This is a genomic window from Actinomadura sp. DC4, assembly GCF_030406325.1.
Classification (GTDB): domain Bacteria; phylum Actinomycetota; class Actinomycetes; order Streptosporangiales; family Streptosporangiaceae; genus Actinoallomurus.
Window position 1 is genome coordinate 292154 of the sequence record NZ_JAUEQY010000001.1, and the last position, 12370, is coordinate 304523.

At 72.4% G+C, this 12370-nt stretch carries 10 protein-coding genes and 1 pseudogene; 7 read left to right on the forward strand and 4 right to left on the reverse strand.

Annotated elements, in window-relative coordinates:
* Positions 1-57 precede the first annotated feature (57 nt).
* Positions 58-1152, forward strand: a complete 1095-nt coding sequence (locus QWU11_RS01330) for a DUF2293 domain-containing protein (RefSeq protein WP_290103083.1) — start codon at positions 58-60, stop codon at positions 1150-1152.
* On the opposite strand, the gene QWU11_RS01335 is transcribed toward QWU11_RS01330, so the two are convergent.
* Positions 1111-1992, reverse strand: coding sequence for a ferredoxin (locus QWU11_RS01335; RefSeq protein ID WP_290103084.1), 882 nt, complete (start codon positions 1990-1992; stop codon positions 1111-1113). The two genes, QWU11_RS01330 and QWU11_RS01335, sit on opposite strands and share 42 nt — an antisense overlap.
* A gap of 50 nt (positions 1993-2042) precedes the next feature.
* On the opposite strand from QWU11_RS01335, the gene QWU11_RS01340 reads away from it, so the two are divergent.
* From QWU11_RS01340 to QWU11_RS01355, 4 genes and pseudogenes are all read left to right on the forward strand, one after another.
* A complete protein-coding gene (locus QWU11_RS01340) occupies positions 2043-2537 on the forward strand; it encodes a MarR family transcriptional regulator (RefSeq protein WP_290103085.1) in 495 nt (164 codons plus the stop codon).
* Positions 2538-2569: 32 nt separating this feature from the next.
* On the forward strand, positions 2570-4753 hold the full coding sequence (locus QWU11_RS01345) for a molybdopterin-dependent oxidoreductase (RefSeq protein WP_290103086.1): 2184 nt from the start codon (positions 2570-2572) through the stop codon (positions 4751-4753).
* Positions 4754-4825: 72 nt separating this feature from the next.
* Complete coding sequence (locus tag QWU11_RS01350; RefSeq protein WP_290103087.1) at positions 4826-7507, forward strand: tetratricopeptide repeat protein; 2682 nt, start codon at positions 4826-4828, stop codon at positions 7505-7507.
* Between the two features lie 94 nt (positions 7508-7601).
* Positions 7602-7997, forward strand: a pseudogene (locus tag QWU11_RS01355) (PH domain-containing protein); the annotation flags it as partial.
* Between the two features lie 15 nt (positions 7998-8012).
* On the opposite strand, the gene QWU11_RS01360 reads toward QWU11_RS01355, so the two are convergent.
* Together QWU11_RS01360 and QWU11_RS01365 are read right to left on the reverse strand one after the other, a co-directional pair.
* Positions 8013-8621: a LysE family translocator gene (locus tag QWU11_RS01360; RefSeq protein WP_290103088.1), complete on the reverse strand. Its 609-nt coding sequence runs from the start codon at positions 8619-8621 to the stop codon at positions 8013-8015.
* Positions 8618-9226 (reverse strand): NAD(P)H-dependent oxidoreductase, encoded by a 609-nt coding sequence (locus QWU11_RS01365; protein ID WP_290103089.1) that lies wholly within the window; start codon positions 9224-9226, stop codon positions 8618-8620. Before QWU11_RS01365 ends, QWU11_RS01360 begins: the two co-directional genes overlap by 4 nt.
* Before the next feature lie 83 nt (positions 9227-9309).
* On the opposite strand from QWU11_RS01365, the gene QWU11_RS01370 reads away from it, so the two are divergent.
* Both QWU11_RS01370 and QWU11_RS01375 read left to right on the forward strand, forming a co-directional pair.
* Complete coding sequence (locus tag QWU11_RS01370) at positions 9310-9780, forward strand: MarR family winged helix-turn-helix transcriptional regulator (RefSeq protein WP_290103090.1); 471 nt, start codon at positions 9310-9312, stop codon at positions 9778-9780.
* 318 nt (positions 9781-10098) lie between these two features.
* Positions 10099-10617: a hypothetical protein gene (locus QWU11_RS01375; RefSeq protein WP_290103328.1), complete on the forward strand. Its 519-nt coding sequence runs from the start codon at positions 10099-10101 to the stop codon at positions 10615-10617.
* Between the two features lie 186 nt (positions 10618-10803).
* On the opposite strand, the gene QWU11_RS01380 is transcribed toward QWU11_RS01375, so the two are convergent.
* Positions 10804-12309, reverse strand: a complete 1506-nt coding sequence (locus QWU11_RS01380) for an ankyrin repeat domain-containing protein (protein WP_290103091.1) — start codon at positions 12307-12309, stop codon at positions 10804-10806.
* Positions 12310-12370 lie beyond the last annotated feature (61 nt).

Sequence of the window (12370 nt, forward strand, 5' to 3'; positions counted from 1 at the left end):
GAGGTTCCGGAGGTCGCCCCCCGGGCCGGCACAGCGTCCGGTAGCTTGATGCCGGCCATGAGCGGGAGAACCACCTCGAACCTGGAGCGGCGGGTCGCCGCCGCGGCGGAGGCGGTGCTGGCCCGTTCCTCCTCGGTCTCCACCGTCGACGTCCTCACCGGCCTCGGCTGGCTGCGCGCCCGGCAGCTCGACGAGTGGCGCCAGGGCCGTCTCGGCCACCTCGAAGAGGCGCTCACCGCGCGCCCCGACCGGCTCGCCGCGGTCCGGACCGCCCTGCGCCGCTGGGCCGAGGACCTGAACCTGCTGGCGAGCGAGATGCCCTACGCGTCGGCGACCCGCGACCGCGCGCCGCTGCGGTTCACCGCCGGCGGCGACGAGGCCGCCGAGCGCGCCTACCGTACGCACTGGATCTCCCCGGATCTGTCCGAGGCACGGCGCGAGCGGCTGATCGAGCGGCAGAGCAAGGCCCCCGACCTGATCGTCTCGGTCCCGCTCAAGGACTGGACCTGCTCCTCCTGTCACGGCACCGGCGACCTGCTCATCCCCGAAGACGGCGTCTCGACCTGCCTGACCTGCGCCGACCTTGACCATCTGGTCTTCCTGGCGGCCGGCGACGCCGCCCTGACCCGCCGGGCCAAGAAGGCCAGCGGCCTGTCGGCCGTGGTGATGCGCCTCAACCGGCGGCGCAAGCGGTACGAGCGGCAGGGCCTGCTCGTCGAGGAGTCAGCGCTGGAGGAGGCCGAGGCCCAGTGCCTGGCCGACGAGGACGTACGCGAGCGGCGCCGGGAGCGCGACCGCGAACGGCGGGCCGATGAGGACCTGGAGCTCCAGGAGCGTACGGCGCGGGAGATCCAGAAGATGTTCCCCGGCTGCCCCGAGGAGCGGGCGGCGGCGATCGCCCGCCACACCGGCACGCGCGGCAGCGGCCGGGTCGGGCGGTCCGCCGCCGGGCGTGCCCTGGACGAGACCGCCGTACGCGCCGCCGTCGTGGCCTCCGTACGGCACGAGGACACCGACTACGACGCCCTGCTGATGTCCGGAGTGCCGCGAGCCGAGGCCCGCGAGCGGATCAGAGAAGACGTCGACCGCGTCCTCGGCCGGTGGCGTGACTCACCAGCGGGTGGCCGTGAAGTCGATCGGCCGGGGCCGTAGCGCCTGCGCACGCTCCGCGAGCGAACGCAGCCGCCGGGACATCTCGTCGGCCGGCAGGCACCGGCGGTCGCCGTGGCCCGGCAGGACCCACGAGAACCTCAGCCGCCCGGCCGTACGAGCCAGCGAGGCGGCCAGTTCCTCGATGGAGTACCAGGTGACGTTCTCCACGACCTCCAGGTCACCGGTCGTACGCGACCAGTAGAAGCTGTCCCCGCTGAAGCAGCACCGGTCGTCGGCGAGGTAGAGCACACTGCCGCGGGTGTGGCCGGGCAGGGGGTGGACGGTGACCCCCTCACCGACCTCCACGGGTTCGAGGCCCCGGATCACCTCGTCCGCGTCCGGCGCCGCGTCGAGGTCGCCCTCGTGGATCCACAGGCGGGCGCCGAAGTGGTCGGCGTACCGGCGGCCGTGCGCCGCGTGGTCCCGGTGCGTGAGCAGCACGTCGGTGACGGGCCCGTACCGCTCGGCGAGCTCGCGGCTCCAGCGCGGGGTGTCGATCATCATCGAGGCGCCGGACGGTCGCGGCAGCAGGTAGGAGTTGGCCCCGGCGGTGTCGCGGGAGTTGTGCCCGCACAGCAGTACGCCGTCGTCCAAGGGCATCGGGAAGGGGTCGAGCGCCCGGTCCAGGTGCCCGGACGCCGGGCGGATCGAGCGCGTGGGGCAGGCGAAGGCGGCAGCCCCGAGCCGCCTGGTCTCCGTCTCGCCGTCCGGCTGCCGCAGCATCCGCGACCGGCCGTCCCCCTCGCCGATCAGGCCGGGCGCGAGCTGCCGGGCGACGTCGCAGTCGAAGCAGCGGTCGTCCACGTACCAGCCGTCCATACCAGGACCCTCCCCGTTCACCTCGGATACGATACCTGCATCACAAAGTATCTTAATGATGAAGGTAAATCATGCTCGTCAAACCGCAGGACGACGCCGGACCGGCCGACCTGATCATCGCTGCCATGACCGACCTCGCCGGCGCCCTGGGGCGCCTGAACGACCTGATCGCCCAGCACCTCGGCATCGCGCAGACCGACCTGCTCTGCCTGCACGTGCTCAACCGCGCCGGAGCCTCCACCGCCGGCACGCTCGGCGCCCGGCTCGGCCGTACCACCGGCGCGGTCACGCACATGATCGACCGCCTGGAGAAGGCGGGATACGTCCGGCGCAAGCCGGACCCGCGCGACCGCCGGCGCGTACTCGTCGAGGCCTCGGCCCCGGCGCTCGAACGGATCGCCGCGTTCTACACGGGAATGGACGCCCGCTGCCGCCGGTCGGTGGCCGCCTTCTCCGACGATCAGCTGGCGGCGATCCACGGTTTTCTCCGGGACGGCTACGAGAGCGCCGCGGAAGAGTGCGACCACCTGATCCGAGAAGGCCAACGGCGGCCGGGACGGGATTAGAGTTCACCCCGACACCGAATGTGGGAGCGCCGATGACGACCGCATACCGGATCTGCCCCTTCTGCGAGGCCACCTGTGGCCTCGAGCTGACGATCACCGACGGCCGGGTCACCGGGGCCCGCGGTGACAAGGACGACGTCTTCAGCCGCGGTTTCATCTGCCCCAAGGGCGCGACCTTCGACGAGCTGGAGAACGACCCCGACCGCCTGCGCCGGCCCATGGTCCGTACGGGCGCCGACTGGCGCGAGGTCACCTGGGACGAGGCGTTCGCCGTCGTGGAGCGCGAGCTGACCGGCGTGGCCGAGCGGCACGGGCCGCAGTCGCGGGCGATCTACCTCGGCAACCCCAACGCGCACACGCTCGCCGGCGGGCTCTACGCGCGCGGGCTCGCCAAGGCGCTCGGCAGCACCAACGTCTACAGCGCGAGCACCGTCGACCAGATGCCCAAGCACGTCTCCAGTGGCCTGCTGTTCGGCGACTCGCTCGCCATTCCCGTCCCCGACCTGGACCGCACGTCCTATCTCCTGATCCTCGGCGCCAACCCGGTCGACTCCGGCGGCAGCCTCTGCACCGCCGCCGACTTCCCCGGCAAGCTGAAGGCCCTTCGCGCCCGCGGGGGCACGCTCGTCGTGGTCGACCCGCGCCGTACGCGCACCGCCCGCCTGGCCGACCGGCACTTCGGCATCAGGCCCGGCACCGACGCCTACCTCCTGTTCGGCATCGTGCACACCCTCTTCGAAGAGGGCCTGGCCGAGCGCCCCGAGGGCGCCGGCGACGTGGAGGGGCTGAGCGGCGGCTTCGCGCCCGAGGCGGTCGAGGACGTGTGCGGCGTGCCGGCGGCCGAGATCCGGCGGCTGGCGCGTGAGCTGGCCGCCGCGCCGAGCGCGGCCGTGTACGCGCGGATCGGCACGTCCACGGCGGAGTTCGGCACGATCACGAGCTGGCTGGTCGACGTCGTCAACATCCTCACCGGCAACCTCGACCGGCCCGGCGGCGCGATGTTCCCGCTCGCGCCGCACCGGCCCGCGGGCACCCGCTCCCGGCGCGGCTTCCGGCTCGGCCGCTGGCACAGCCGGGTCCGCAAGCTGCCCGAGATCCGCGGCGAGCTGCCCGCGGCGACGCTCGTGGACGAGATCGTCACGACCGGCGAGGGCCAGGTGCGCGCCCTGGTCACCGTGGCGGGCAACCCGGTGCTGTCCACGCCGGGCGGCGACCGGCTCGGCGAGGCGCTCGGCGACCTGGAGTTCATGGTCAGCGTCGACCCCTACCTCAACGAGACGACGCGGCACGCGCACGTCATCCTGCCGCCGCCCCCGCCCAGCCGGTCCGGCCACTACGACATCGCCTTCGGCGACCTCGCGGTGCGCAACACCGCGCGCTACTCCCCGCCCGTCCTGCCGCTCGCCGACGGGGAGCCGGACGAGTGCGCCATCCTCGCCCGGCTCACCCGCATCGCCTCCGGCAAGGACGCCGACGTGGACGAGGTGATCATGACGCGTCTCGTCCGCGCGGCCACCGCCGACCCGGCCTCGCCAGTGCACGGCGAGGACCCGGCGGACCTGCTCGGGCGGCTCACCGGCGACACCCCCGCGCTCAGGCGCCTCGACCTCATGCTCCGGCTCGGCGCGTACGGCGACGGGTTCGGCGCGGCGCCCGGCGGCCTGTCGCTGGAGGCGCTGCGGAACGCTCCGCACGGCATCGACCTCGGCCCGCTGCGGCCCCGGCTGGACGACGTGCTGCGGACCCCGTCCGGCCGGATCGAGCTGTGCCCGCCGGAGATCGCCGAGGACGTCACGCGCCTGCGGGAGGGCCTGGCCGGACGCCGCGCCGGGCTCGTCCTGATCGGCCGCCGCCACCTGCGCTCCAACAACAGCTGGATGCACAACCTGCCCGGCCTCGTACGCGGCTCGAACCGCTGCACGCTCCAGATCCACCCCGACGACGCGGAGCGGCTCGGCCTGACCGACGCCCGCCCGGCCGAGGTGACGAGCGGCACGGGCGCGGTGGAGGTCGAGGTGGAGATCACCGAGGAGGTCATGCCGGGCGTGGTCAGCCTCCCCCACGGCTGGGGGCACGGACGGCCGGGCACGCGCGGCACCGTGGCCGCGGCGCACGCCGGGGTGAGCGCCAACACCCTCACCGACCCGCTGGCCCTCGACCCGCTGTCGGGCAATGCCGTCCTCAACGGCATACCCGTACGGGTTCGTCCGGCCTGACTCCGGCGGGACCGTTACGGTTGTGGGCTAATTGACCAGTTTCGGCCGCGGCCGTACGACGGAGGTTCACAGGTGGCGGACGACGACTTCCAGAAGATCCTCGAGAATGCCTATCGGACCGGCGGAAAGCTGGACGATACGGTCCTCGACGACCTGGAGGCCCTGGCGACCGCCGAGCAGACCCTCGGACCGGATCATCCGGAGACCCTCACCTGCCGCATCAACCTCGCCCACGCCTACTACGAGGCCGGCCGCGTCGACGAGGCGATCGCCCTCGGCGAACAGGCCTTCGGCGAGTGCACGCGCCTGCTGGGTCCCGACGCCCACGACACGCTGATCGCCGGGAACAACCTCGCCTCCGCCTACCGCGAGGCGGGCCGCCTGGACGAGTCGATCGCGATCTGCATCCAGGCCCTCATCCAGGCCGAGCGCAGCCTGGGCCGCGACGACCCGATGTCGGTCACCCTCATCAACCACCTCGCCGACGCGTACTCGGCCGCCGAGCGGATCGAGGAGGCCATCGAGCTCCTCCTGGAGGTCCTCGCGACTCGCGAGCGCCTGTTCGGGCCGCAGGACCTGGAGACGCTCGGCGCCCGCAACAACCTGGCGCTGGCCTACCGCGACGCCGGGCGGCTCGACGAGGCGGTCGCGCTGCTCGAGGACACGCTCTCGGCCGCCGAGGGCCTGATGGGCGCCGACCACGAGGGCGTGCTCACCATGCGGTCCAACCTCGCGTCGCTCTATGACGACCTGGGCCGGACGATGGAGGCCGTCGACGCGTACGAGCGGGCGCTGAAGGACCGCACGCGCGTGCTGGGCGCCGACCACCCCGACACCCTGATGTCCGGGGCGACGCTCGCCGCGATGTACCGCGACACCGGGCGCATCGACGAGGCGGTCGAGCTGACCGAGGCGGCCCTGGCCGGGCTGCGGCGGCTGTTCGGCGCCGACCACCGCGACGTCCTGCGGGTCCGCATCCGCCTCGCGCTCGTCTACACCGCCGCGGAGCGCCGCGAGGAGGGCATCGCGCTGCTCGAGGACGCCCTCGCCGGCTGCGAGCGCCTCTTCGACGCCGACCATCCCGACACCGTCCGCTGCCGCCGCGACCTCGCCGACGCCTACCGCGAGGCCGGCCGCCCCGACGACGCCGTCCCGCTGTTCGAGCGCGTGCTGTCGGACTGGGAACGCATCCTCGGGCCGGACGACCGCGAGACGATGGCGGTCCGCAACCTGCTCGCGCTGGCCTACGACGACGCCGGCCGTACGAGCGAGGCCGTCGAGGCCTACGAGCGCACGCTCACCGACCGCGAGCGCGTGCTCGGCCCCGAGCATCCCGCGACGCTCCTCTCCCGCAGCAACGTCGCGCTGACCTACCGCGAGATGGGCCGCCTGGACGAGGCCGTACGCCTGCTGCGCGAGGTCGTGGAGGCCCGGCGGCGGGTGCTCGGCCCCGAGCACGTCGACAGCCTCCGCTCGCGCAACCACCTCGCCCTGGTGTGCGAGGAGTCGGGTGCGATGGACGAGGCCATCGCGCTGTACGAGGAGACGCTGGCCGACTGCGAGCGCGCCCTCGGCGCCGAGCACGAGCTGACCCGCAAGGTCCGCTTCAACCTCGACGACGCGCGCCCGCCGGCCTGGGAGCCGCGATACGCGGTGGAGGAACGCCTCGCCGAGGCCAAGGAGCGCGGCGACGCCGACGCGTACCTCCGGCTGCTCGCCGGCCTCGACCTGTTCGTCCTGGCGCCCAAGGGACGCGCCGACGACGTCGTCGGCGGGCGGCACGACGTCGTCCAGTGGCTGGTCCGCACGGTCGACGGCAGCGACCACGCCCAGGTCTTCACCCGCGGTGCGATCCCGCGCCAGCCCGACTCGGTGTACCTCATGAAGTCGATCGCCGCCCTCGCCGGCGACTGGCCCGACCCGGAGTGGCGGGTGCTGTTCAACCGGGGCGTGCCGGCCCTCGAATGGGCCTTCCCGTACGAGGCGATCACCCGGGCGGCACGCGACCTCGCGGCGGAGCCTCTCGCCGGGATCAGGCTCCTGACCAGGATCGACGGCCCCGACGACGAGGCGCTGGCCTTCGGGCTGGGGTGCGGGGCGATGCTCGCCGTCCAGAGCGGGGCGCCGTGGAACGACATCGGCGCCGTCTACGGCGACTACCTGGAGCGGATGCGATCCCTGCGCGACCGCTGGGGCGTCACGGACGCCGAACAGTGGCTCGTGACGATGAACCACCTGCTCGGCGAGGAGCGCAGCAACCCACGCGCCACGCTGGTCCTGGCGCTGCGGCACGAGGAGTCGCGCCGCACCGGGCGGCGGGTCGGGCAGGACGGCTGGCGGGCGACGGTCGAGGCCTGGTGCCGCGACAACGACGTGCCGGCGGCCCCGCTGCTCGACCTCGCCGGGACGATCTGCCGGTACGAGGAGCGGTTCCGCGCCGACGGCCTGCTGCCCGCCGACGGGGACGTGCACAGCGTGGCCGCCTACGACTTCGGCCGGGCGGTGAACATGGCACGCTGGGGCCGCGAGGCGCACTTCTGCGACCAGGCCACCGCCGAGCGCCTCGTCATCGGCGCCGGCGAGGCCTGCCGCCGCCACTACGACTCGTGGGCCGCGCTGTCGGCCGGGTACGCACTGGGCCGCGTGCTGCGCGCCGGCGGCGGGGCGTACGCCCAGGCGCTCGCCGCGCACCGGCTCCTCGCGGGGGCGGCGGACGGCCCGTGGCAGAGGGTGGAGTGGGACCCGGGCTGGTGAGCCGGCCCCGCACGTCGCGCGCCCGCGTCTCGTCGCCGGGCTCATGAGGCGTGACCACGGTGTGCGTGCCGGAGGCCGCTGCCATGCTGGAGGGATGTCTCCGTCCCCGGCGCGCTGGCGTGTGGCGCCCGCCCCAACGCTCCTGAAGTTCGCCGGAGCCCTTCTGCTCGCGGCGGTCGCAGCCCTTTCCGGCGCCGAGCGTGAGCGGCTCCTGCTCGCCGGCGTCGCGGCCCTGGCGCTCGGCGCGTACGGGCTGCGCGACCTCCTGGCGCCGGTGCGCGTCGCCGCCGACGCCGAGGGCGTGACCGTGGTGAGCGGGTACGCGGGGCATCGCCGCATCCCGTGGCGCGAGGTCGAGCACGTCGGCCTCGGCGAGCATCGCAGCCTCGGCCTGCGCTCGGAGGTGCTGGAGATCGACGCGGGGGAGTCGCTGCACCTGTTCAGCCGGTACGACCTCGGCGTGCCGTGCTCGGAGGTCGCGGAGACTCTGGAGGGCCTGCGGCGGTCAGCCGAAGAGGAGCATGCGGAGGCCGAGGGCGAGCAGGAGGAGCGCGGTGACGAGGGTGAGCACCCGCTGGACGCGCCACCCGCCGAGCAGGGCCGCGACCGAGTGCACGGCGAGCGCGACCACCGGGAACCAGACCAGCGCGCAGCCTACGACGATGAGCGAGAGCTGGAGTGAGCGGGTCACCGGGTCCGCGCCGGGCGGGATGAACTGGGGGAGCAGGCTCAGGAAGAGCACCGGCGCCTTCGGATTCGAGGCGTTGACGACGAACCCCTGCCGGAACGCTCGCAGAGAGCTTCGCGCGGGCGGCCTTTCCGGGTCCTCCGCCGTTTTTTCGCGCTGCAGCAGTGACCGTACGCCCAGGTAGACCAGGTAGCAGCCGCCCGCGAGCTGGAGAGCGGTGAACAGGCCCCGGTGGGCGACCAGGATGGTCGCGACGCCCGCCACCGCGGCCGCCGTGTGCACGAGGGACCCGGCGGCCACGCCCAGGCCCGTGCACACGCCCGCCCGGCGGTCGGCGATCGCGTTCCTCGCGACGGCCGCGAAGTCCACGCCCGGGGCGACGATCAGCCCGGCCGCCACGCCGGTGAACGTCAGGGTCGCGGTCACTCCGTCCGGCCCCGGCGGCGTGCCGGTACGTGCTGGTGCGCCGCCTCCGTCAGGTCGAGGAAGCCGCCGACGATCCGGCTGAGGCGGTCGCCCATTCCTTGGTCGGCCAGGTCGTCGCCCGCGGTGAGGGCGCTGGCGGCGTCGGCGAGGGGGAACATGTCCGGGTACACGTGCGTGCCGAGGCCCTCCAGCGGCACTCTCAGCGCCCACAGGCCGCGTACGCCGCCGACCGCCCCGGTCGAGGCGGACAGCAGGAGGGCGTGCCGCCCGATGAACGGCCAGGGGCGGATCCGCGAGGTCCAGTCGATGAGGTTCTTCAGCACGCCGGAGACCGAGTAGTTGTACTCCGGCGCGGCCAGGATGAACCCGTCCGTCTCGTTCAGCAGGGCCCCGAACCGGCGTGCGCCCTCCGGGACGCCGTCGGTCTCCAGCAGGTCGGTGTCGAGCGGGGGTACGGCGAGGCTCGCGTAGTCCACGGTCGTCACCGACGCGCCGTGCGCTGCGGCCGTACGCGCGGCCAGCCCCGCCAGCCGCACGTTGAACGACTCCTTGCGCAGGGACGCGCCGAGGACGAGGACGCGCACGGGGCGCGGGGTGCCGGTCATGATGTTCGCTCCATCTTGTTGACGTGTCACCTAAGTTAGGGCGCACCTAGATGACATGTCAACAAGTTGATAGGGTGGGCGTCGTGGACGAGAAGCGATGGCTGAACGACGCCGAGTACCGCGCCTGGATCGGCTACCGGCGCATGCGCGGCCGTCTCGACCTGCGCATCGCCCGCGATCTGCAGGAGGACTCCGGCCTGTCCGAGGCGGACTACGACGTACTGTCCAACCTCGGCGACGCCGAACGGCACCGCGCCCGCCTGAGCGACCTGGCCGCCCGCATGCTCTGGTCGAAGAGCCGGCTGTCCCACCACATCACGCGCATGCAGGCCCGGGGTCTGGTGGTCAAGGAGGAGTGCGCCGACGACGGCCGGGGGGCGGTCGTGGCGCTGACCGAGAAGGGCCTGAGAGCGATCGAGGAGGCCGCGCCCGCCCACGTGGAGTCGGTCCGCCGCAACTTCATCGACCTGCTCACCGAAGGCGAGATCGCCACGCTGAGCACCATCACCGAGCGTGTCTTGGCCCGCCTCGGGGGTGCCGGCTCGGAGGGGTGACTCTCCGGGCCCTCACGGGCCGACCCGTGGCAAAGATCCTGCTATGGGACGAGCAACGCGAGACCGGCTGGCAACGTGCTGGGACCAAATCTTGGTACGTGCATTTCCGGGTCGGCCGCGGCGAAGCCTCGTCGGGTAGGAGGAGGAAGTCCTTTTATTCGCCAAGCTCCGACAGAGGTTTCTTATGGTTCTCTCTCTTCCAAGAAAATAGAGGAGAGTCGCCATTCCGGCTTCTCGAGCAGTTTTGGACCTGAGGATCAGTGGTCGCCTATCCGGCGGGCGCTGGCGGTTGTAGCGGTAGTGGCGGGGCTGGTGACGATGCTGGCCTCGCCCGCTCCGGCTCAGCCCGGTTCCCAACCGTCGGCGGCGGGCTATGTCGCCAATGCCGTCTCGCGTACGGCACCCAAGATCGTGACCGCCGCGCGACAGCGGACACCGGCCTACGTCACCGACTTCAACGCGAACACGGTGTCGGTGATCGACACCGCGACCAACACGGTGATCGGTACCATCCCCGTCGGTGCCAATCCGCGTGGTGTGGCGATCAGTCCCGGCGGCACACGCGTCTATGTCGCCAACTTCGGCTCGACCACGGTGTCAGTGATCGACACCGCGACCAACGCCGTGATCGCCACCATCCCGGTCGGCGCCTTCCCGATTCGCGTGGCCGTCGGGCGCGTCGGTGCCACTCCCACGCCACGGCAGAGCCCAAGAGGGCCGGACCGGTCCGTGGCAAACGCGATCACCGGTCAGAACAACTCGATCGGCGTGAACATCGCCCAAAGGTCCCTCCAGACCGGAGATCACGGAGGCGCTGACCCGAGTGGAGCGAGGTGATCCTTCTCTGTCCGAGACGACCAAGTGGGGCCCAAGTGGTAGGGGGCGATTCCCGTCACCCGCTCAGCACGCGGGAGCTACGGCGAAAGGCGGAGTGGCCGCCGTAGGGAGATCGGTCGACCACGACCCGCTCTTGCGGCCTTGGGGCGGATCCGTGCAGGTCCTTTCGCGAATCGGCTCTGGACCTCATGAAACGCCGAGGATCTCTGCTAGATCGTGTTGGCCGTTCGCCCTGGCCATCTCGGCCGGCGTGAGCCCGTCGGATGTCCGGGCGGCCGGATCCGCACCCGTGTCCAGCAGCAACCTTGCGGAGCGGGCATAGCCGTAGGCGGCAGCAACGTGGAGGGCCGTCCAGCCATGCGAGTTCAAGGGCTGCTGCACTTCCGCGCCCAGCTCCAGAAAGACCGGCAACATTGCGGGGAGGTCGCAACCGGCGACAACGTGGTACAGCAACGGCGAACCACCGCTGGCCGCGCCGTCAAGGCGCCCCCCGTACGCGACCAGCACCCGCAGAGCATCGACGCTGCCGCGCGTCACCGCGGTGTCCATGAACGGGATGTCGAACTCGTCGACCCCGTTCGGGTCGGTACCAGCGGCAAGGAGTCTGCGCACAGTGACGACATCGTTGTGGTACACCGCATGGCCAAGCTGCTCAGCGACCTCTTCCACAGAAGGATTATCCGCAAGATCCGGAGAATGCGCGGAATACGTCGTCGGGGGACGAAGAGTGGTCACCGCCGCCGCGAACGTACGCCGTCGATTTCCCGCTTCGCGGGTGGCGTTCGTGAGGCGGTGGCGGGTCAGTTCGTCCGCTGCCAGGGCGGGGACGGTGCCGGCGGTCAGCAGATCGAAGACGGTGTCCTCGATGGCCCGGACGCGGGCCAGGGCGTCCTCGGCGGTGCCGTGGTGGAGTTCGACCGTGAGGGCGTGGATGACCCCGCCCGCGCTCACCACATAGTCCGGCACCCAGGCGATGTCGCGGTCGTGCAGCAGGGCTGCCACGGAAGGAGTGGCGAGCTGGTTGTTGGCGGGCCCGGCGATGGCGGCGCAGCGCAGCAACGGCACGGCCCGTTCGATGAGCACGCCGCCGAGGGCCGAAGGTATGACGATGTCGGCCTCGGCGGTCAGCGCCTCGTCCGGCGGGCTCCAGGTGGCGCCCAACGTGGTGGTCAGCGCCCGTTTCGCCGGGTCGATGTCGCTCAGCGTCAGAACGGTTCCTGAACGAGGCAGCAGACGGGCGATCCGGGCGCCGACGCTGCCCAGACCCACCACGGCCACGCGCCGGTCCCTCAGGTCGGGCGTGCCCCACAAGCGTCGGCCGACGGCGCGAAGAGCGGCAAGCGTCCCGACCGCGGTGTGCGGTGAGGAGTCGCCGCTCCCGCCCTCGGCCTCCGGCCTGCAGAACACGTGGCTCGTACGCGCGCCGATGACCGCCATGTCGGCGGGCGAGGTCCCGACGTCCGGGCCGGCCGCGTACAGGCCGTCCAAAGAGGCGATGACGTCCCCCACGTCGTCGAGGACGGCGCGGCGCAGAGGCGCGGTGAGTTCGAGTCCCTCGGGCAGGGCGACGACCGTCTTGCCGCCGCCGTCGGCGAGGCCGGCCACCGCGCACTTGGCGGTCATCCCGGCCGACAGCCGCAGCGCGTCGGTGAGGCCGTCTCTCTCCAGGAGGCGTAGTGCCAGAGGCGGCATCCGCCGACCGCCTGGCCGAGGGCGGACGAGTGGACCGCGACGATGACCGGCAGGCCGGAGC

Excerpts from the sequence above, each read along its gene's own strand:
- QWU11_RS01375 (WP_290103328.1), top strand. The coding sequence starts at position 10,099 with ATGCTGGCCTCGCCCGCTCCGGCTCAGCCCGGTTCCCAACCGTCGGCG.
- QWU11_RS01380 (WP_290103091.1), bottom strand. The coding sequence starts at position 12,309 with ATGCCGCCTCTGGCACTACGCCTCCTGGAGAGAGACGGCCTCACCGAC.
- QWU11_RS01345 (WP_290103086.1), top strand. The coding sequence starts at position 2,570 with ATGACGACCGCATACCGGATCTGCCCCTTCTGCGAGGCCACCTGTGGC.
- QWU11_RS01340 (WP_290103085.1), top strand. The coding sequence starts at position 2,043 with ATGCTCGTCAAACCGCAGGACGACGCCGGACCGGCCGACCTGATCATC.
- QWU11_RS01330 (WP_290103083.1), top strand. The coding sequence starts at position 58 with ATGAGCGGGAGAACCACCTCGAACCTGGAGCGGCGGGTCGCCGCCGCG.
- QWU11_RS01365 (WP_290103089.1), bottom strand. The coding sequence starts at position 9,226 with ATGACCGGCACCCCGCGCCCCGTGCGCGTCCTCGTCCTCGGCGCGTCC.